The sequence below is a fragment of the Kutzneria sp. CA-103260 genome, assembly GCF_018263855.1.
Classification (GTDB): Bacteria; Actinomycetota; Actinomycetes; order Mycobacteriales; family Pseudonocardiaceae; genus Kutzneria.
This window is the reverse complement of record NZ_CP073318.1, coordinates 1,698,328-1,719,466: the sequence shown is the minus strand read 5'-3', so window position 1 is coordinate 1,719,466 and position 21,139 is coordinate 1,698,328. Positions and strand designations below refer to the sequence as shown.

General features: G+C 70.2%; 15 protein-coding genes. 3 read left to right on the top strand and 12 right to left on the bottom strand.

The genetic code is table 11. The features are described from left to right. Positions 1 to 8: 8 nt before the first annotated feature. The 7 genes from JJ691_RS07605 to JJ691_RS07575 all read right to left on the bottom strand — a co-directional run bounded on the left by JJ691_RS07605 (position 9) and on the right by JJ691_RS07575 (position 7,511). Positions 9 to 1,448, bottom strand: coding sequence for an APC family permease (locus JJ691_RS07605; RefSeq protein WP_211768078.1), 1,440 nt, complete (start codon positions 1,446 to 1,448; stop codon positions 9 to 11). A gap of 49 nt (positions 1,449 to 1,497) precedes the next feature. Next, entirely contained in the window at positions 1,498 to 2,184 is a 687-nt protein-coding gene (locus JJ691_RS07600; protein WP_211768077.1) for a type 1 glutamine amidotransferase, read from the bottom strand. Between the two features lie 31 nt (positions 2,185 to 2,215). After that, entirely contained in the window at positions 2,216 to 3,478 is a 1,263-nt protein-coding gene (locus JJ691_RS07595; protein ID WP_211768076.1) for a cytochrome P450, read from the bottom strand. A gap of 66 nt (positions 3,479 to 3,544) precedes the next feature. Beyond that, positions 3,545 to 4,063 (bottom strand): hypothetical protein, encoded by a 519-nt coding sequence (locus tag JJ691_RS07590; protein WP_211768075.1) that lies wholly within the window; start codon positions 4,061 to 4,063, stop codon positions 3,545 to 3,547. A 9-nt stretch (positions 4,064 to 4,072) separates the two neighbouring features. Next, positions 4,073 to 4,417, bottom strand: a complete 345-nt coding sequence (locus JJ691_RS07585) for a UBP-type zinc finger domain-containing protein (RefSeq protein ID WP_211768074.1) — start codon at positions 4,415 to 4,417, stop codon at positions 4,073 to 4,075. Beyond that, complete coding sequence (locus JJ691_RS07580; RefSeq protein ID WP_211768073.1) at positions 4,414 to 5,841, bottom strand: ATP-binding protein; 1,428 nt, start codon at positions 5,839 to 5,841, stop codon at positions 4,414 to 4,416. The genes JJ691_RS07585 and JJ691_RS07580 overlap by 4 nt, the downstream gene beginning before the upstream one ends. Beyond that, positions 5,838 to 7,511: an FAD-dependent oxidoreductase gene (locus tag JJ691_RS07575; RefSeq protein ID WP_211768072.1), complete on the bottom strand. Its 1,674-nt coding sequence runs from the start codon at positions 7,509 to 7,511 to the stop codon at positions 5,838 to 5,840. The genes JJ691_RS07580 and JJ691_RS07575 overlap by 4 nt, the downstream gene beginning before the upstream one ends. Positions 7,512 to 8,023: 512 nt before the next feature. Between JJ691_RS07575 and JJ691_RS07570 the strand changes: the two genes are divergently transcribed. The 3 genes from JJ691_RS07570 (at position 8,024) to JJ691_RS07560 (ending at position 14,082) form a co-directional block, all read left to right on the top strand. Further along, a complete protein-coding gene (locus tag JJ691_RS07570) occupies positions 8,024 to 9,169 on the top strand; it encodes a DUF222 domain-containing protein (RefSeq protein ID WP_211768071.1) in 1,146 nt (381 codons plus the stop codon). Between the two features lie 319 nt (positions 9,170 to 9,488). Then, positions 9,489 to 10,325 carry a class I SAM-dependent methyltransferase gene (locus JJ691_RS07565; RefSeq protein WP_211768070.1) on the top strand — a complete coding sequence of 279 codons (837 nt, stop codon included), beginning with the start codon at positions 9,489 to 9,491 and terminating at the stop codon, positions 10,323 to 10,325. A gap of 64 nt (positions 10,326 to 10,389) precedes the next feature. Further along, positions 10,390 to 14,082, top strand: coding sequence for an nSTAND1 domain-containing NTPase (locus tag JJ691_RS07560; protein ID WP_249227758.1), 3,693 nt, complete (start codon positions 10,390 to 10,392; stop codon positions 14,080 to 14,082). A gap of 20 nt (positions 14,083 to 14,102) precedes the next feature. Here JJ691_RS07560 and JJ691_RS07555 read toward each other — a convergent pair whose 3' ends face one another. The 5 genes from JJ691_RS07555 to JJ691_RS07535 all read right to left on the bottom strand — a co-directional run bounded on the left by JJ691_RS07555 (position 14,103) and on the right by JJ691_RS07535 (position 21,045). Further along, entirely contained in the window at positions 14,103 to 14,426 is a 324-nt protein-coding gene (locus tag JJ691_RS07555; protein ID WP_249227757.1) for a hypothetical protein, read from the bottom strand. Positions 14,427 to 14,527: 101 nt separating this feature from the next. Next, positions 14,528 to 15,736 carry a PucR family transcriptional regulator gene (locus JJ691_RS07550; protein WP_211768069.1) on the bottom strand — a complete coding sequence of 403 codons (1,209 nt, stop codon included), beginning with the start codon at positions 15,734 to 15,736 and terminating at the stop codon, positions 14,528 to 14,530. Between the two features lie 119 nt (positions 15,737 to 15,855). After that, a complete protein-coding gene (locus JJ691_RS07545) occupies positions 15,856 to 18,960 on the bottom strand; it encodes an alpha-mannosidase (RefSeq protein WP_249227756.1) in 3,105 nt (1,034 codons plus the stop codon). Next, on the bottom strand, positions 18,941 to 20,296 hold the full coding sequence (locus JJ691_RS07540; protein WP_211768068.1) for a 6-phospho-beta-glucosidase: 1,356 nt from the start codon (positions 20,294 to 20,296) through the stop codon (positions 18,941 to 18,943). The genes JJ691_RS07545 and JJ691_RS07540 overlap by 20 nt, the downstream gene beginning before the upstream one ends. Continuing rightward, positions 20,293 to 21,045 carry a DeoR/GlpR family DNA-binding transcription regulator gene (locus JJ691_RS07535; protein ID WP_211768067.1) on the bottom strand — a complete coding sequence of 251 codons (753 nt, stop codon included), beginning with the start codon at positions 21,043 to 21,045 and terminating at the stop codon, positions 20,293 to 20,295. The genes JJ691_RS07540 and JJ691_RS07535 overlap by 4 nt, the downstream gene beginning before the upstream one ends. Positions 21,046 to 21,139: the final 94 nt, after the last annotated feature.

Here is a 21,139-nt window from a genome sequence, read left to right as displayed (position 1 = left end):
TCGCGGCGTCATGAGTCGGCCACCGGCACGGACGCGGGGCGGCGCACGGCGGAGACGACGAGGCCGACGACGAACACGCCGATCGCCGCGTACGGCGCGTAGATGGTCGGCGCGGCGACGTGGTAGACGGAGCCGAAGATCGCGGCGGCGGTGACCAGCACACCTACCGTGCAGGCGAGGTAGACCGCCCACGGCTTGCGGTGATCACGCAGGCCGCGAATGGCGCCGACCGACATCAGCAGGTAGATCACGGACAGCGCGAAGCCGCCGAACGTGCTGCCCCAACTGAAGATAGCGGCGTAGTGGGGCATGCCGGACTGGGCGAACAGGTCGGGCCACAGCGCCGTGACGAGGATGGTGGCCAACCCGATCCCGAGCACGACGAGGCTGGCCGCCAGCGGACCGCCGCGCCGGGACACCCGGGACAGCACATGCGGCAGCCGGTGGTCACGGGCCATCGCGAACAGGCCGCGGGAGGCCGACACCGAGCAGCCGATCAGCACGGCCAGCATGTCGAACACCACCACCAGCTCCAACACCCGGCGCACCGCCGTGGAGCCGAAACCGCCGTCGGACACCGGTCCGGCCAGGCCGAACAGCGGCGCGCCGGCGTTCTTGCCGACCGCGTCCAGGTCGAAGTGGAAGCCGGCGACCTGCGCATAGGAGCCGATAACGTAGAAGCCGGCCACCGTGAGCACGGAGATCAGCACCGCACGCGGGATGTCCCGCTTGGGGTGCGCGGTCTCCTCCCCCAGGTTGGCCGCGGCCTCGAAACCGGTGAACAGCAGCACTCCGTAGAGCACGCCGAAGAACACACCGCCCAGGCCCTGCGGTGATCCGCTCGGGCTGAACGCGGCCGCGACCTGGTTGCCGGGGCCGACCTGGACGATCACGAAGATCATGAACGCCAGCACCACGGTGAACGAGACCAGGGCCAGCGCCAGCTGGGCCCGGGTGGACAGCGCGACGCCGAGGTAGAGCACGACGGCCAGGCCCGCCAACAGGATCAGGTCCCAGACCACCTCGGGCAGCGGCGTGATGCCGAACTCGCTCTGCAGGGTGTCGTGCACGGTGCCGCCGATCATCACCAGAATGCCCGAGCCCAGGGCAAGAATCCCGGCGTAGTACAGCAATCCGGCCGCGCCGCCGGCCCGGGCCCCGAGGCCGTCGGTGACGTAGTCGTAGAGCGAGCCGGCGGCGTGGATGCGCCGGGCGTACTCCGCGACAATCCAGCCCAGTCCCAGCACGCCGACGGCCGAGATCACCACCGACAGCGGGGCCGCCGTGCCCGCGCCGCTGCCGGAGGCGTTCAGCCCGACCAGCAGCGGCACCAGGAACGCAATGGAGAAGACCGGTCCGATCACGCCGACCGACTGGGCGGTGGCGTCGAGCAGATTCAGTGAACCGCCGAGGCGCTTGCCGTCCACGCCGGATTCCGTGCCAGCCATGAGACTCCTCCCAAGTCGGTCCCCCAGGAGATCGCTGGATCGTACGGGGTCAAACGTTCTGACCGCAACAGTGGATCGTCGTCAGATAGCCGGAAACCAGCGCCCGGGCCCGCTCCCGTGCCTCCGCGGCCAGCAGCCGCGCCTGCGCCAGCAGGTCGGCCGGCTCGATGCCCAACGCCCGCGCGTGGGCCGCGCCGCCGTTGTCCACCCACACCTCGATGCCCTCGGCCGTCGCCTCCGGATGGAACTGCACACCGAGGCACCGTCCGATCCGGTACGCCTGGGACGCGGCCGAGTTGCGGGCGATCTCCACCGCGCCCGGCGGTGGTGCGAATCTGTCGAAGTGCCACTGGAACCACGGCCCGGCCGGCACCACTTCCGGCACGTCCGAGTCCACCGGCACCCAGCCGATCTCCGGCGTCTCGGCCCGCCGCACACCGCCGCCCAGCGCGCGGGCCAACGCCTGAGCGCCGAAACAGATGCCCAGCACCGCGCCGCCGCGCGCGACCGCGTCGGCCAGCCAGCGCAGTTCCGGCGCGAGCCAGCGCCCGATCCGCTGGTCGTCGTAGGCGCTCCACGGCGCGCCGACCGGGACCAGCAGGTCGTAGTCCGCGCTGTCCGGGAACGACATCGCCACATTCGGTTCGTGGTGCGAGGAAGCCGGGACAACAGTGATCTCATCGACCCGCCAGCCCTGCTCACGCAGCGCGTCGCCGACCAGACCGGGGCTGGACATGGCGTCGTGCAACACACATAACGCCCGCACGTCAGTTGGCGCGGACGCGGATCGGGAACTGCTTGATACCGTTGACGAAGTTGCTGCGCACGCGCGTCACCTCGCCGGCCGGCTCGACGTTTTTCAGGCGGGGCAACAGGGTCTCGAACATCAGTCGGACCTCCAAGCGGGCCAGGTTGGCCCCGAGGCAGAAGTGCGGACTGTTCTTGCCGAACGTCAGGTGCGGGTTGGTCGTGCGGGTGACGTCGAACCGGTCGGGGTCGTCGAACACGGTCTCGTCGCGGTTGCCCGAGGCGAACCACATGACCACCTTGTCGCCGGATCGGATGTGCTGGCCGCCGAGTTCGACGTCACGGGTGGCGGTGCGGCGGAAGTGGTAGATCGGGCTGGCCCACCGCAGGATCTCCTCGACGGCGTTGGGGATCAGCGACGGATCCTGTTGCAGCAGGCGGAGTTGGTCGGGATGGTGCAGCAGGGCGTGCATGCCGTGGCTGATGGTGTGCCGGGTGGTTTCGTTGCCGGCCACCACCAACAGCAGGAAGTAGTTGTCGAACTCCCTGGCGGACAACGGCTCGCCGTCGACCGGCACCCGGTTGACCAGCTTGCTGACCAGGTCCTCGCCGTCGCCGCCGCGCCGCTGCCGGGCCAGCGCCCGACCATACTCGAAGACCTCCAGCGAGGCCGGCGAGCGGAACGGCACGTTCTTGTAGTGCTCGCTCGCCGCGTCGGACAGCAGCACGTCGGTGTACTCGGGGTCGGTGTTGCCGATGATCTGGTTGACCCACCTGATCAACTGCCCGGTGTCCCCCTCGGGCACGTCGAGCAGCCGGGCCAGCACCTGGATCGGGAAGTCGGCGCTGACTTCGCTGACGAAGTCGAACTCCCCCTTGCGCAGCGCGGCATCCACGGTGACGGCGGTCAGGTCGCGCAGGAAGTCCTCGAACCGGCGCAGGGCCGGGCCGCCGAACTCGCGCAGCAGCAGCTTGCGCAGGGCCCGATGCCGGACGCCGTCGGACTCCAGCATCGACCGACGGATCCGGATCTGGTCGTCGTCGACCTCTTCCAGGTTCACGAACTTGGTCGAGGTGAACGTCTCGGTGTCCCGGTCCACGGCGACGATGTCGGCGTGCCGGGTCACCGACCAGAAGCCGGAGTTGGGCGCCGGCTCGGGATTCCAGTGCACCGGCGCGTCCCGGCGCAGTCGTTCGAACACCGGCCACGCGGCGTGCCGCTCGAACAGGTCCAGGTCGGCGAGATCCACGTCGACCAGCACACGATCACCGAAGTCGCCCATGACGCCCTCCGCTACTCGTTTGCTTCCAAACGGTAGCGCTCCGGGCGGCGGCCGACAAGAACCAGGTCAGGGACCCGGCGGCTGGTCGGTGTGCTCACCGGGTGGCGGGAGCAGGAAGTTCCAGGCGTTCACCACACCGCTGAGGAACGCGACGAGGGCGGCCGGCACCAGCAGGTACAGCCCGGCGCTCGCCCCCGCGATCAGGACAGCGCCGCTGGCCACGACCAGCAGCATGACGATCACATTGGTGTCACGGCGATCGAAGACACTGACCAGCCACTTGTCCTCGGCCGGCTCGCGCCTCCGCCGCCCGATGTTCAGCAGGCTCACCGCCGCGCCCAGCCCCACGGCGATGAGCTCCGCGCCCAGCGCCCACTCGGGCTGGCCAGGGACGAGCAGCACGGTGGCCATGATCAGCGGCACCAGGAACAGCACCAGAGTCTGCCCGGCGCTGGCCCGTAGGGCCCGATGTCGGGCGATCCGGTTGGCGTTCAGGGACACCGCGACGAACAGCAGACCAGTGAGCGCGCCGCTGGCGCCACCGGTCATCACCGCGAAGCTCTGCCAGTCCGCGACCGAAGCCATGGCGAGAGGTCAGTGCACGTGGCTGCGCCAGTCGGCGGGCACCCGGTCGGCCGGGCCCGGGATGGCGGCGTCCACCGGGTGGTGCTGCGGGTCGGCCAGCGCCGGCCCCTCGTATGCCTGCTCGGTCTCGTAGTTCCAGAACCAGTCCTCGCCCGGTTCGAAGCTGCGGATGAACGGGTGCCCGGTGGCGGCGGCGTGGGCGCTGGCGTGCTGGGCCGGGGACGAGTCGCAGCAGCCGATGTGGCCGCACTGCGCGCACCGGCGCAGGTGCACCCACCAGCCGCCGGCGGCGTCGCACTCGACGCAGCCGGTCCCGCTCGGCGGCACGGACGGGTCGATCCCGGGAACGGTCATGGGGTTGCCTCCTGGGTGGTGAGCGGGATGCGCACCTGGAACCGGGTGTCGCCGGGCACCGACTCGACGGACAGGTCCCCGTGGTGCTTGTTGACCACGATGCGCCAGGAGATGTCCAGGCCCAGCCCGGTGCCCGAGCCCACCGGCTTGGTGGTGAAGAACGGTTCGAAGATACGGCTCCTGATCTCCGCCGGCACCCCGGGACCGGTGTCGCCGATCTCCACCAGCAACCGGTCCTCGTCGCGGGCGGTGCGCACGGTCAGCGTGCCGACGCCGTCCATCGCGGCGATGGCGTTGTCGATCAGGTTGGTCCACACCTGGTTCAGCTCGGCCGCGTACACCGGCACCTGGGGCAGGCTGTGGTCGTACTCCTTGACCACGGTGACCCCGTCGCCGATCTTGCGGCTGAGCATCAGCAGCGTGCTGTCCAGCAGCTCGTGCACGTCCACCGGACGGAACGGCGCGCGGTCCAGCTGCGAGTACTGCTTGGCCGCGGTGACCAGGGTGGACACCCGGGTGGTGGAGTCCTCGATCTCGGACATCAGCAGCTCGGTGTCGATGGTGTAGTTCAGCCAGCGCAGCGCGCCTTCCAGGATGGAGGCGTCCACGCTGCCGGCCACCGAGTCCAGCCACTCCACGTCCAGCCCGGCCTGCACGTAGGTCGGCGCCAGGTCCCAGCCGCCGGCGATGTCGTGCTCGTCGAACCAGTCGGCCAGCTCGTCCTCCCGGTCGGCGGCCTCCAGCGGGCTGAGCGGCTTGGCCTTGGCCACGTGCTCGACGGCCTGCTCCTGGAGCTTGATCAGCTTCTCCAGCGCCGTCCGGTCGTACGGACCGGCGGCGATCATGCCCAGCTTGTGTCGCATGCCGGCGACCCGCTCGCGCAGCGCGGAGGTGGCCCGCACGGCCGCGGCGGCCGGGTTGTTCAGCTCGTGGGTCAGCCCGGCCGACAGCGAACCCAGGGCCAGCAGCCGTTCCCGCTGCCCGACCGCCTGCTGGGTGTTCTGCATGCCGAAGAACAGGCCCTCCAGCATGTGCAGCGCCATCGGGAACCAGTCCCGCATCAGCTGCTCGAACAGCGCGGCGTCGAGCACGTAGAACCGGGACGGCTCGGTGACCCGCATCGAACCGTCGTAGTTCTGCGGCACCCGGTCGCCCAGGAACGCCCGCCACGCGCCGGCGTACACCCCCCGGGAGGTGGTCCGGGTGATCTCCACATCCTCGGCGCCGACCTTCCGCGACAGCGCCAGGCCGCCCTCGATCAGCACGTAGAAGCAGGTCGCCGGATCGCCCTCGTGATAGACCGGGCCGGGCTCGAAGTGCTCGATGTGCCCGTGCTCGCACAGCCAGTCCAGCTGCTGTTCGTCGAGCTTCTCGAACAGGAACAGTGTGCGCAGCTCAGCGATGTCGCACGGCAGATGGCTCATGTGCGCTCCAGATAACGGTGCACCAGCATGACCGCCATGGCTCCCTCGCCTACGGCGGAGGCGACCCGTTTGCCCGAGTCGCAGCGCACATCGCCGGCGACGAACACGCCGGGCACGTTGGTCTCCAGGTGGTACGGCGGCCGGTCCAGCGGCCAGTCCCGCAGCGCCTTCTCGACATCCAGATCCGGGCCGGCGATGACGAAACCGCGGTCGTCGCGGGCCACCACGCCGTCCAGCCAGTCGGTGCGGGGCGCCGCGCCGATGAACGCGAACAGGAACGACGCGTCCACGGTGTGCACCTCGCCGCTGCCGTTGTGCCGCAGGGAGATCTTCTCCAGGTGCTCGCCGCCGTGCGCCTCAACGACCTCGGTGCAGGTCAGCACCGAGATGTTGGGGATCGCGGCGATCTGCTGGATCAGGTAGTGCGACATGGAGTCGGTCAGCGAGCCGGCCCGCACCACGATCGTCACCGACCGGGCCGTGCGGGCCAGGTACACCGCGGCCTGGCCGGCCGAGTTGGCCCCGCCGACGATGTAGATGTCCTGCTCGGAGCAGTTGGTGGCCTCGGTCAGGGCGGAGCCGTAGTACACGCCGCGGCCGGTGAACTCGTCCAGGCCGGGCGCGACGAGCTGCCGGTACGACACGCCGGTGGCCAGGATGACCGCGTGCGCGTCGATGGCCTCGCCGTCGGCGAAGCGCACCGTGCGGGCCGAGCCGTTGACCTCCACGCCGACCACGTCCCGGGTGGTGATCAGCTCCGCCCCGAACCGGGTGGCCTGCCGCCGGGCCCGGTCGGCCAGCTGCGCGCCGGACACGCCGTCCGGGAAGCCCAGGTAGTTCTCGATCCGCGAGCTCTGGCCGGCCTGGCCACCGGTGGCCGTGCGCTCGATGAGCACGGTCCGCAGCCCCTCGGAGGCGCCGTAGACCGCCGCGCCGAGACCGGCCGGTCCGCCGCCGATGATGGCCAGGTCATAGAACCGCTCCGACGGCTTCGTGCTCAGACCCACCCGGTCGGCCAGCGCCGCGTCGGACGGCGCGATCAGGGCCTCGCCGTCGGCGGTGACCACCACCGGCAGGGTCCGCCCGTCCGCCCCGGCCGCGGCCAGCAGCCGCTCACCCTCCGGCTCGTCGACCTGGTACCAGCGGTAGGGCACCTGGTTGCGGGCCAGGAACTCGCGCACCTCCGAGGAGCGGGCCGACCACTGGTGGCCCACCACCTTGGTCTCCGGCACCCGCCTGTGGTCGGTGGCCGCCCAGGCGTCGAGCAGCGAATCCACCACCGGGTACAGCTTCTCCTCCGGCGGGTCCCACGGCTTGAGCAGATAGTGGTCCAGATCCACCAGGTTGATCGCGTCGATGGCCGCCCCGGTGTCGGCGTAGGCGGTCAGCAGCACCCGGCGGGCCGACGGGTAGAGGTCCATCGCCTGTTCGAGGAACTCGATGCCGTTCATGTCCGGCATCCGGTAGTCGGCCACCACCACCGCCACCAGCTCGCCACGCAGCTTCATCTCCCGCAACGTGTCCAGGGCCTGCGCCCCCGACTCGGCACGGATGATGCGGTGCTGGTCGCCGTAGCGGCGACGTAGGTCTCGGGCGACCGCCCGGGACACTCCGGGATCGTCGTCGACCGTCAGGATCGCGGTCCGCGCGGCGCGGGTCGGCGCGGTCACGCGGCCGTCATCGGGATATACCGTGGATGCACGAGCCAACAATACGACCGCCGTCTGGCCGGTGCGAACACGATCAGAGACGGGAGGCCGTCGTCGTGGCGTTGGTGTCGGTCGGTGCCGGGTGGCGGGGTACCCGTTGGGGGTATTTTCGGTGTTACTCAGGGTATGCGGTTGGTTTGGCTGTGTGGTTGTGCGTTTTGAGGGGTGTTGGGTTGGCGGTGTTCGCTGGTGATGGTTCTGGGGTGGATTTTTGGGTTATCCCCGGGTGGATTTTGCGTGGAGCCTCTGGGCGATGGCAATCGAGGCAATCATCAGGCAGGCTGCGCCTGCCTCGATTCGCGGACGAGCGTACGCCATCGCCCCCCTCCACGCAAAATCCACCCTCAAGCTGAGAGTGGACGGTTGTTGGGTTTGCGGGGTGACTTGGCAGGTTAGGGTTGCCAAATGAGCATGGGAGCGAATTCACCCGTTAGGGATTCGAGTTCGATCTTTGATCGGCGTATTCTGGAGGCATGGAAGAACTCACCCGAGAGTTGGAGAGTAGAGAGCCTTATGGGGCCCTGCTGGATCTGCTCATGGGTGTGGACCTCAACGCTCTGACCGCCGATCAACAGGTGACCGCATTCGTTCTGGCGCGGAAGATCAAAGCCTTCGCTGATCATGTGCAGTTGTCGATTCTGCGGGATGTGGAGGACACGGCTGAGATGGCGATGGCGGTGCATGAGCCGGAGCAGTCGGTAGTCCGGCAGAAGCGGTGCAGCGAGGTGTTGGACCGGTTGCCCCGACTGTCGGAACTGCTACGGCGAGGAGAGCTGGACCTGCGCAGGCTGGAGACCGTGGACGAGCGGATCGTCAACCTGCCCAACCCGGCCATGATCGCCAACGTCGAAGACGAACTGGTCGAGGTCGCCCCGAAGCTGACCCGTACCCAACTGGCCCGGCGCACCACCGCGCTGGTCGCGAAGGTCGATCCGACCGGGTACGACCAGCGTCGTCTGAAGGCCAAGCAGGACCGTCGGGTCGAGTTCACGCCCCTTCCGGACGGCATGGCCCAGCTGCGGATCACCCTGACCGCCTTGGATGCCCGCGAGGCGTACGACGTGCTGACTCAGGATGCGCGGGCCCTGGTCAAGGACGACCGCACCACCGACCAGAAACGGGCCGACGCCTTCCTGGACCGCTTCCTGGGCTACGGGGTGGACCGCAAGGTCAAGGTCCACGTCACCATCTCGCTGGAGACCCTGATGGGCCTGACCGAGGACCCCGGTCTCCTGGACGGCTACGGCCCCATCGCCGCCGACTCCGCCCGCGAACTGGCCATGCACGCCCCCTGGCGCGGCCTGCTCCTCGACCAGTACCGGCGGGCCTCCGAACTGAGCACCGACACCTACCGCCCCACCACCCGCATCAAGGAATTCGCCGAACTCAACGCAGGTGGAGTCTGCTCCGCCCCCGGCTGCACCACCCCCATCCAAGAACTCGACCACACCACCCCCTGGCCCACAGGAAAGACCGCTGCCACTCAGCTCAAGGGCTACTGCGCCCATCACCACCACCTCAAACACGGCAACCACACAGTCACCCTGGATACAGACAACACCCTCCACTGGGTCACCCCACTGGGCCGCCACTACACCACCCACCCCCACCAATACTGACCACCCGCCCCACCTGTTCTTTGACCACTCCACAGCGAAACCAGCCCAGCCCACTCAAGAACCCACAAGAACTCGAATCGGAGGGTGGATTTTGCGCGGAGGGGGGCGATGGCATACGCTGATCCGCGAATCGAGGCAGGCGGAGCCTGCCCGATGACGCCTCGATACGCCATCGCCCAGAGGCTCCGCGCAAAATCCACCCGGAGCCACTTCGTCAATCCAATCCGGATCGCCAAACCGAGCGACCTAGCCAACCTCCCCACCGGCCCGCAACCCCGAACCGCCCCGCGACAACGCCACAAACCACTACCTTGGCCAGATGACCGCGACAGAGGAAACTCCCGCGAGCGAGAACTTCCTGCGCGCCTATCACGACCGGACACCCGGATCGATGGCGAGCAGCGCCCTCGCGACTCGTATGTCTGACGGACGGACGAGTTACCAGTTCCTGGCCGATCACGTGACCGGTGCACAACACGTGCTCGATCTCGGCTGCGCCGACGGCACGCTGCTGGCGGTGCTGGCCGGCAACGGCGCGGACGGGCTCGCCGGAATCGATCTGTCGGAGGGGGAACTGGCCCTGGCCCGCAAACGGCCCGAGCTGCGTGACGCCGACCTCCGTCTGGGACGCGCGCAGCGGCTCCCGTTCGCCGACGACTCGTTCGACGCGGTGGTGTCCCACATGGCGTTGATGCTCATGTCCGACGTCGAGCGGGTCATTGCCGAGACGGCCCGGGTGTTGAAGCCCGGGGGCCGATTCGCGGTCGCGGTGGGGGCCGGTCCCGCACCAGGCAGCGGCTTCGACCTCTTCCTGTCGCTGGCCCGACCGATCTTCGCCGCCGTGCCGCCGGAGCGGCGTGTCCCGCGTATGGGTGACCGCCGCACGCGGAACCGGGCCGGCCTGGACGAACTGCTGGCGCCGGCTGGTTTCGACGCGGTCTCCTGGCAGGAGATCACGCTTGAGCTGACCGGAACTCCCGAACAGGTATGGGAATCCGCCGTCCCGAGCTACTACGACATGGCCACGCTCGACAGCGAAAACACCAACCGGCTCCGCCAGGAATTCCTCGCCCAGGCCTCGGCCTTGTTCCCGTCCGGTCGGCTCGACGGTGGGGCGCGCGTCGCGGTCGCCGCCACTCGGCTCGGGGCACGGTAGGGGGATCATCCGACCGCTGGACACGATCACGCCCGACGCGGACAATTCCGTCAGGGGGTGAGGCGTGCCTCGACGCGAGCAGCCGTTGCGACCGGGAGAGGAATCGCTGTCGGCCTTCGCGGCTGACCTGCGGGCGCTGCGGGTGAAGGCGAACAGTCCAGCGTATCGGGAGCTCGGACGGCGCGTGCACTACTCGGCGGCGACGTTGTCGGAGGCGGCGTCGGGGCGGAAGCTGCCGAGCCTGCCGGTGACCCTGGCCTACGTGCGGGGCTGCGACGGGGACGTGGTGGCCTGGGAGCGGCGCTGGCGGGAGATCGCGGCGGAGTTGGCCGACGAGACGTCCTCGGTTCAGGAGGACGACCGGGAGTCGCCGTACATCGGGCTCAACGCGTTCCAGCCGGAGCATGTGGGCAAGTTCTTCGGCCGCACAAGGCTGATCGACGAAGTGCTGGAGCGGCTGACGGCGCATCGGCTGGTGGCGGTGTTCGGACCGTCGGGCGCGGGCAAGTCGTCGCTGCTGAGGGCGGGGGTGATCGCCCGCTGGCGGGGGCCGTCCCGGCAGGTGGTGCTGTTCACGCCGGGGGAACACCCGCTGGCCGAGCTCGACGGGCTGCCGGAACGCGGCGAGACGCTGATCGTGGTGGACCAGTTCGAAGAGGTGTTCACCCGCTGCGCGGACGCCGCCGAACGGGCGGAGTTCATCGCACATCTGGTGGCGCTGGCCGACGAGCCGGCCGGACCACATCGGCTGCTGCTCGGCGTCCGCGCCGACTTCTACGGCCACTGCATGGATTCTCCCGACCTGCTGGCCCATCTGCGGGACGCGGTGGTGGCTGTCGGCGCGATGACCACCGAGGAGCTGCGCGAGGCCATCGTCGAACCGGCGGTGCTGGCCGGGACGCGGGTGGAGGGTCCGCTGCTGGCGGCGCTGGTGGCTCAGGTCGGCGGGCACGCGGGCCTGCTCCCCCTGTTGTCGCACGCGCTGCTGGAGACGTGGCGGCGGAGACGGGGCAACACGTTGACGCTGAGCGGTTTCGAGGCGGCGGGCGGCATCGACGGCGCGCTGGCCAAGACGGCCGAGGACCTGTACACGGAGTTCGATCCGGAGCAGCGGCTCCTGGTGCGGCAGCTGTTCCTGCGGCTGACGGCGGTCGGCGACGGCGTCGGCGACCTCAAGGCGAGGGTCGGTCGGGACGAGCTGGACAGCGACCCGGCCATGGCGGCGGTGCTGGAACGCCTCGCCGCGGCCCGGCTGGTGATGCTCGACCGGGAGTCGGTGGAGCTGACCCACGAGGCGCTGCTGCGGGCCTGGCCACGGTTGTGCGGCTGGCTGGCCGAGGATCGCGACGGCCGCCGCGTGCACCGGCAGCTCACCGAGGCCGCCAACACCTGGGAGTCGCTGGACCGGGATCCCGGCGCGCTCTACCGGGGCAGCCGGCTGGAGTCGGCGCGCGAGTGGGACAGCCGCGCCAACGATCCGCTCAACGCGCGGGAGCGGCAGTTCCTCGACGCCAGCATCGCCGCTCAGGAACAGGAGCGGACCCGCGAGCGGCGGCAGCGCCTGCGGCTGCGGCAGCTCGTGGCCGTGCTGTCGGTGCTGTTGGTGGTCGCCGTCGCCGCGACCGTGTACGCGTTCCGCTCCGAGCACAACGCCGGCCAGGAGCGCAACATCGCTGTGTCCCAACGGGTCGCGGTCGAGGCCGATGGGGTGCGCGCGGCGAATCCGGCCCTCGCCGCCCAGTTGTCCCTGGCCGCGTACCGCCTCTCGCCCACGCAGGAGGCGCTGAGCTCGCTGCTGAGCACGTTCGGCGCGCCGTACGCCACACAGCTGGCCGGCCACACCGCGGCGGTCGGCGGGGTGGCCTACTCCGCCGACGGCAAGCTGATGGCGACCGCGAGCATGGACCGCACGATCCGGCTCTGGGACACGCGGGATTCCCATCACCCCAAGCAGATCACCGCCCTCATCGGGCACACCGCCGGCGTGAACGCGGTCGCCTTCGGGCACAACGTGCTGGCCAGCGCGAGCTGGGACGGCACCGTGGGGATCTGGGACCTCACCGATCCCGCCCACCCCACCGGACCCATCATCCTGAAGGGGCACAGCGGGAACGTGACCTCGGTGGCGTTCTCCGCCGACGGGCGGACGTTGGTCTCCGGCGGCTTCGACCACACCGCACGGGTCTGGGACCTCAGCGACCCGCACCACCCCGCCCCGCTGGGCGATCCGATCCCGGCCCACGACGACATGGTGCTGGCGGTGGCGCTGCGCCCGGACGGAAAACTGCTGGCGACGGCGAGCGCCGACCACACAATCCGGCTGTGGGACTTGACTGATCCCCACCATCCGGTGGCCGACGGCGCCCCGCTGGCCGGCCACACCGGCGGCGTCGGGGCGGTCGCGTTCAGCCCTGACGGGCACATGCTGGTCAGCGGGAGCGCTGACCGCACGCTGGGGCTGTGGAACGTCACCGATCCCGGCCACGTCGTCCGGACGTCCTCCATCACCGCCGCGCAGGGCGACGAGATCCGGGCGGTCGTCTTCGCCCCCGACAGCCGCACCGTCGCGAGCGTGAGCGCCGATCGCACGGTTCGCCTGTGGGCCGTGGGCAACGGCGGACTGTTCGGGTTCGCCACGCTGGCCGGGCACAGCGCCGCGGTGTACGGCGTCGCGTTCAGCACCGACGGCCGCACCCTGGCCACCACCTCCGACGACCGGACCGTCCGGCTCTGGGACGTGACGGGAACGCAGCTCGGCGGGCACACCAACGCCGTCTACCACGCGGCGTTCTCCCCCGACGGCAAGACAGTGGCGACCGCTGGCTACGACGGCGAGATCCTGGTGCGCGGCATCGGAGATCCGGCCCGACCGGACGAGCCGACCGTCCTGAATGGACACTCTGGGCCGGTGAACTCCGTGGTGTTCTCCCCCGACGGCCGCACGCTGGCGTCCGCGTCGGCCGACCGCACCGTGCGCTTCTGGGACGTCCACGACCTGGCCCACATCACGCCGCTCGGCGACCCGCTGACCAGGTTCACCGACGCGGTGAACAGCGTCGCCTACAGCCGTGACGGCAAGCTGATGGCCACCGGTGGCAGCGACCGCGTGGCGCTGGTGTGGGACATGACGCAACCCGGATCGCCACGGGCGATCGCGTCGATGGACGTCGCCGCGGGCATCGACGAGGTCGCGTTCAGCCCGGACGGGCACCGGCTCGCCGCCGCCGGGGACGACGGCCGGATCCGGCTGTGGGACATGGCCGACCCCTCGCACCCCGCACCCTCCGCCACCCTGGAAGGGCACGCGGACGCCGTGAAGTCGGTGGCGTTCAGCCCGGACGGCCACATCCTGGCCAGCGCCAGCCAGGACCACACGGTTCGGCTCTGGGATCTCGACAACCCCACGGACCAGACCGCTCCACTCGCGTTCACCGACGCCGTCTACTCGGTGGCGCTCAACGGCAGCATGCTGGCCACCGCGAGCGCCGACGGTCAGGTGCGGCTGTGGGACGTCTCCGACCGCGCGCACCCCACCGAGCTCGCTGATCTCAGCGGACACGCCGAACGCGTGTACTCGGTGGCGTTCAGCCCCGACGGCCACACCCTGGCCAGCGCCAGCCAGGACCACACCGCACGGCTGTGGGACACCGACCCGGACCGCGTCGCCGCCCGCCTCTGCGCGACGGCCGCCCCGCCGCTCAGCCGCGCCGACTGGGACCGCTACTTCCCGGGCATGGACTACCAACCACCCTGCTGACCTGGGTGTTCGGCCGGCGATTACGCGGAAAGGCTGTGCAAGCCGTCGAAGCGGTCACCGCCGGGCCGCGAGGGCGTTGTGCCGGCGCTGGCCCGAATCAGGCACGATTCGCAGGGCATGCCGGTCAGGTCGGTGAGCAGGTCCGTCTCTCCCACGACCATCCGCTCGCCGCACAGGGCCTTGATCCAGCTGAACCCGCGGTCGACGGCGGTCACGTCCACCAGGTGAGTCGTCCGCTGGGACTCACCGACCACACCACGCCGCAATCTCACCAACACGAAAACGGGAGACGATTCGCGCCGATCGGAATCGGAAGCGTATTCCACGCCGTTCTCGGGGGCCATGCGCCAACTGTAGACAAAACGATCACGAATGGCTTCGTGTCCGGAACCCAAGGATGCGCCGCCACCTTGTGTCATCGAACCCGAGTCCGTCTCGTCTCGCCTCACCCCACCGTCAGCACCGCCGGGCCCAGCCACCGGCACAGCGAGAGGGCGGTCTCGACGTTGAACCGGTTCTCTGTCACGGGGTGGCCCAGTAGCTCCTCGGCCCTGCGCACCCGGTACTGCACCGAGTTCTTGTGCAAGGTCAGCGCGGCGGCCGCCGCGGTGTAGCTGGATCCCGCGGTCAGAAACGCCAGCAGGGTCTCGCGCAGCCGGCCGTGTGACTCGTCGTCGACCGCGAGCCGCCCCAGCGTCTGCCCCACCCACACCCGGGCGGCGGGCAGGTCGTCGGCCATCAATGCGATCGGGCCGATGGTGCGGAAGCGAAGCACCGCGTCGTCGCTGCCGTTGGCCACCAGCGCGAGCGCGTGAATCCGGAGGGCCTGCTGATGGGTGCGTCGGAATCCGTCCAGGCCGACGCCGGGCTCGCCCACCGCGATCCGGACGCCGCCGCCGGCCGTCGCGGTCTCGAACACGTCCGGTTCGATCGGGCCGTCGTGCTCGATCGGCAGCCACACCCACACCGTGTTCTCGTCGTGGGCGACCATCAGCGGCTCGCTCGCGCACCGCAGCCGGTCCGCCAGCCGGTCCACCACCGGCCCCAGCTGGTCGAGCACGTCCCGGCCGACGGGCGAGTCACGGTCACGGCACCAGCCGACCAGCCCGAGGTGCGTGCCGGACAGCTCGTACCCCAGCGCGGCCTCGGCCTCCCTCGTGCTCGTCTGAGTGTCGTCGAGCAGGGCGCGGACCTTCACCGCGCGCATGGCGCTGCGGTTGAGCTGCCAGTGGTTGCGTTCCTCCTCATAGGCGGTGACCGCCTGCTGGATGACCCGGTCGATCAGGGTCGCGGACACCGTCATCACGTGACGAATCATCGTCCCCAGCAGCGCGGCGTCGTCTATGTGTTTGATCCCCTCCCCCAGCGCGTGGTCGAGCATCAGGGTCTGCCCGAGGTTGTACGCCCGGACCAGGTCGACGACCGGGGTGCCGCGCTGCGCGAGCCGGCGCGCGTACTCCAGCGCGGCCGCCGGCGCCTCCACGTTGGCCGGATCCATGTTGTGCTGGAACAGGTGCACGGCCGTCTGCACGTTCTCCAGCACGCTCGCGGCCAGCAGCCCGACCATCTGCTCGTCATCCCGGACCAGCCGCGGCACCTCGCGCTCGTAGTGATGGACCATGCTCGCGGCGAGTTCGGGAAGTCTGGCGCTCATGTCCGCGGCGATTCGCGACGTCCATTCCACGGCAACCGGGTCCACGAGCACCTCGGCACGTTAGCGCTCACACCCCACGTCCAGCAGCCCTCTTCGCGCGCCGATGCCCAACCGTTGCGTCAGGCCGGCGTGAGACGAAGGGACAGGACCTGGAACGGCCGCAGCCGCAGGCGTACGGCGCCGTCCGGCTCCGGTCGCAGGTCCTGGCCCAGCGGGCGCTCCAACAGGTCGACGACCTGGGCACGGGCGACGGCGAAACCGGGGCGCAGGACGGTCTCCGCCCGGCCGCCGAGCGACTCGTAGAGCCGCACGACGACGTCACCGGACTGGTCGTCGGCCAGTTTGACCGACTCCACGGCGGCCTTGCGTCCGTCGAGTGTCACCAACGGCGTGGACGCCTGCTCGCCGCCGGGCACCACCCGCAGCGGCAGGTTGAGGGCGTAGCCGCCCTCAACGGCGTCGGCGACGGTGGCCCCGGGCAGCAGGGAGTAGGTCATCCGGTGCAGGCCCTGATCAGCCTGCGGATCGGGGCTGCGAGGCGCGCGGACCAGGCTGAGCCGCACGGTCGTGGTGGTGCCGCCGTCCTCGCGGGCGGTGCGGCCGACGTCATGGCCGTAGGTGGAGTCGTTGAGCACGGCGACGCCGTAGTCGGGCTCGGCGACGTGCACCCAGCGGTGGCCGAAGACCTCGAACCGGGCGGCCTCCCAGCTGGTGTTGGTGTGGGTGGGCCGGAAGACGTGGCCGAACTGGATCTCCGCGGCCGACCGGTCGGCGTGCACGTCCAGTGGGAAGGCGACCTTGATGATCTTCTCCCGCTCGTGCCAGTCGATCTCGGTCTCGATGTCGATCCGCGGCGAGCCGGCCCGCAGCCGGATGGTCTGCGCCAGCGTGGAGGACCCGAAGCGGCGTTCGACCCGCAGCGCACCGACCAACGGCCCGCGTTCGACCACGGTGATGGCCGAGGCCTCGGTGAGATCCACGTACTGGTGACGGTAGTGCTTGTCGATGTCCCAGGCGTCCCAGTGGTTCGGGAGATCGGTGTGCAGTCGAAGCAGGTTGCCACGCGCGCCAGGGGCCAACACCTCGCGGTCGTGGACCAGGTCGTAGACGGAGCAGAACAGGCCGTCGTCGTCGAACTCGACCCGCACCAAACCGTTGTCCAGCAACCGATCGCCGACCACCACGTCCGACTGCCCGGCGGCGGCGACGAGCGGACCCGCGCCGGAGCCCGGAGCGTCCACCAGCACGGCCACCGTGCCGTCCGACAGTTCCTGCCCACCGGAGGCCAATTCCTTCGGCAGCGCGATGACTTCCGTACGCTGACGAGGACCGGCGTTGAGCACCCACGGCACATCGTGCGAGGGGCCGGCCAGCGCCACCGCGGCATCGGCGATGATGGCGTGCAGCTCGTCCGAGACGCGTGCGTACGTCGCCTCGGCCTCGCGGTGCACCCAGGCGATCGAGCTGCCGGGCAGGATGTCGTGGAACTGGTGCAGCAGCACCGTCTTCCACAACCGGTCCAACTCTTCGTAGGGATAACGGAATCCGACCCGCAAGGCGGCGGTCGCGGCCCACAGCTCGGCCTCGCGCAACAAGTGCTCGCTACGGCGGTTGCCGGACTTGGTGCGGTGCTGGCTGGTGTACGTGGCCCGGTGCAGCTCCAGGTACAGCTCACCCGACCACACCGGCGCGTCGGCGTACTCGGCCTGCGCCTCGCGGAAGAAGGTGTTGGGATCCTGGACGACCACCCGCGGCGAGCCTTCGAGATCCCGCAGCCGCCGGGCCTTCTCCATCATCTCGCGGGTGGGGCCGCCACCGCCGTCGCCGTGCCCGAACGGCACCAGCGAGCGGGTGCCGCCGCCCTTGTCGGCGTAGTTGCGCACGGCGTGGGCCAGCTCCTCGCCGGAGAACACCGCGTTGTAGGTGTCCACCGGCGGGAAGTGGGTGAAGACCCGGCTGCCGTCGATGCCCTCCCACCAGAACGTGTGGTGCGGCATCTTGTTGGTCTGGTTCCAGGAGATCTTCTGGGTGAGGAACCAGCGCATGCCGGCCAGCTTGGCCAGCTGCGGGTAGGCCGCGGTGTAGCCGAAGGAGTCCGGCAGCCACACGCCCTCGCAGTCGACGCCGAACTCCTCGATGAAGAATCGCTTGCCGTGCACCAGCTGCCGGGCCAGCGCCTCGCCGCCGGGCAGGTTGCCGTCGGCCTCGACCCACATGCCGCCGACCGGAACCCAGTTGCCGGCCTTGGCCGCCTCCTGCATCCGGGCGTAGACGGCGGGGTGGTGTTCCTTGGCCCACGCGTACTGCTGCGCCTGCGAGCACGCGAAGACGAACTCCGGATAGTCCTTGGCCAGCGCCGTGACGTTGGAAAAGGTCCGCCCGGTCTTGCGGACCGTCTCCCGCAGTGGCCACAGCCAGGCGCTGTCGATGTGCGCGTGGCCCACCGAGGACAGGGTGTGCGCACTGGCATGTGCCGGCCGGGACAACACTTCGGCCAGCTCGGCTCGGGCCGCGGCGGCGGTCGACGAGACGTCGGCGATGTCGAGCGCGTCGAGCATCCGTTCCAACGCGCGGAGCAGTTCGTGCCGACGCGTGTCGTGTTCGCTCAGCTGCTTCATCAGCTCGCCGGCGACCTCGATGTCCAGCACCAGATGCCAGACGTCCTCGTCGAGCACGGCGAGATCGGCGCGGGCGAAGGTGTAGAGCGGGTCCGGCGGCGCGGTGAGCTTGTCGCCCAACGGGGTCGGGATGAAGCCGTTGGCCAGGATGTCGGGATTGCCGGCCGCCTCAAGGAGAAGCTCCACCGGCTCGCCGCCGGCAGCGGGGTTAGCCACCGGCACGTACTGGTTGCGCGGCTCGATGCCCTTCACCGGCTGCCCGGACGCGTCGTACACCAGCGCCTCGGCCTGCCCGCCCGGCCAGTCCCCGATGAACCCCAGATCGAAAACGGCCTCCACCCGCTTGCCGGCCCACTCCGCCGGCACAGTGCCGACGGCGCGAATCCAGCTGGTGGACCACGGCTTTCCCCAGCGCTCCCCCACGGCGAACGGCTCGTACGCCGCGGCCAGCGCCTCGGTCACCGGCACCGGCTCGTCCGGGACGTGCCACGCGGTCAGCGTCAGCGGGATCGCGGCACCGTAGACCGCGGGCCGGATCCGCTGCGTCAGCACGCGGTCCAGGCGGTCCTCGACCTGCTTGCGGTCGTCAAACACGGCTCTCCTCACGCAGGTAGTCCAGGCCCGGGGCGGTGGTCAGATAGCCGTCGAGCAGCCGCCGCGCGACGGCCACCGAGTCGACCAGGGGATGCAGGGCGAAGGCCCGCAGCGCGGCGGTCCGGTCGCCGGTGGTGGCGGCGCGAATGACGTCCCGCTCCACGGCCTTCACCGCCGTGACCAGGCCGGCGGCGTGCGCGTCCAGCGGCGAACCGATGATCGGCCGCGCGCCGTTGGCGTCCACATGGCAGTTGGTCTCGACCACTGCCTCGTCGTCCAACGGCTTGAGCGCACCCCGACCTCGCACGTTGAGGATCAGCGTGGTCCGCTCGTCCAGCGCGATGGCCCGCATCAGGGCGAGGGCGACCTTCTCGTAGCCGCCGGAGTCCAGGTCGCAGGAGTTGCGTTCGCCGGCGTCCACCGCCTCGCGGTTCTCCGCCATGTACGTGACTTCGCGCTCCAGCCGGGTGGCGTCCCAGGTGGCGAACGCGGGCGTGCCGGGGGCTTCCATCCGCTCGTAGAACCGGGACTGCTGGTCCAGCAGGAACGCGCCGCGGGTCTGGGCGGCCGCCTTGGCCCCGGCCACCGCCTCGCGGTTGAAGTAGTAGTAGTGCAGGTACTCGTTGGGCAGCGAACCCAAGGCGCGCAACCAGTCCGCGCCGAAGAGCTTGCCCTCCTCGAACGACGTCAGCGCGTGTTCGTCGGCCAGCAGCCGCGGCAGCACGTCCACGCCGTCGACCCGGATCGCCCGCAGCCAGCCCAGGTGGTTGAGGCCGGCGTAGTCGAGCCAGGTCCGCGCGGGGTCGATGCCCAGCGCCTGGGCGGCACGCCGGCCGAGGCCGACCGGCGAGTCGCAGATGCCGATCACCCGGTCGCCCAGGTGCGCGGCCATGGCCTCGGTGACCATGCCGGCCGGGTTGGTGAAGTTGATGACCCAGGCCTCGGGGGCCAGCCGGGCGATCCGCCGGGCGATGTCCACCGCGACCGGGATCGTCCTCAGTCCGTAGGCGATGCCGCCCGCGCCGACCGTCTCCTGGCCCAGCACGCCCAGCTCCAGCGCCACCCGCTCGTCGGTGGCCCGTCCGGCGAGGCCGCCGACCCGGATCGCGGAGAAGACGAAGTCGGCCCCGGCCACCGCCTCGTCCAGGTCTGTTGTCACGTCAACAGCCGGCGCGTCGTCGTGACCGGCAGCCTGGTCCCGCAACACCTTCACGATGGCGTCCAACCGGCGCGGATCCAGATCGTGCAGGGTCACGTGGGTGACCCGCCCCTCGCCCTTGTCCGCCAGCAGCGCCCGGTAGACCAGGGGAACCCGAAAGCCACCGCCACCCAGGATCGTCAGCCTCATACCGTCACGACCTCCACCCCAGCCTCGCGCAGTGCCTCACACGTCGCCGCGTCGGCGGCCGTGTTGGTCACCACGACGTCGAGATCCTCCGGCCCGCACACGCGGGCCATGCCGGTGCCGGGGAACTTACCGGCGTCGGCGGCCAACACCACCTTCTCGGCGGCGGCGATCATCGCCCGCTTCACCGGCACCTCGACCGCGGTCGTGTCCAGCACGTGGCCGTCCGGGCGGATTCCGCTCGTGCCGAGGAAGAGGACGTCGGCGTGCACCTGGCGGAGGTTGTCCTCGGTCAGGAAGCCGACCAGCGACCGGTAGTCGCGGCGGACCACGCCGCCCAGCAGGATCAGCTGGATGTCCTTGTCCTCCACCAGTTCCTCGTAGACGGCGAGGTTGCTGGTGATCACCGTGAGCGAGCGGCCGCGCAGGTGCCGGGCGATGCGGTGCGCGGTGGTGCCGATGTCCAGCAGCGCGGTCTGGCCGTCCCGCACCATCGACGCGCAGCGGGCGGCGACCGCGTCCTTGGCCTCGACCCGCACGTCGGCCACGTCGGCGAACGGGTCGTCGTGGCCGTTGACCGGCACCGCGCCGCCGAAGACCCGCCGCAGCAGGCCCTCCTCCTCCAACTGGAGCAGGTCACGGCGGATCGTCGCCTGGCTGGTGGCCAGCAGGTCGGCCAGCGCGGTCACCGTGCTGGGGCCGTCCGAGCGCAGTGCGCGCAGGATCAGCTCGTGTCGTCGGGCGGGAAGCACAGTCCGGACCCTACTCTTCAAACTCGCTCAAAGTCACGCAGCTATTGCCATTCTCGTGCACGCGGTGCAGTCTCTAGCTCAACTTCGAGCGGAA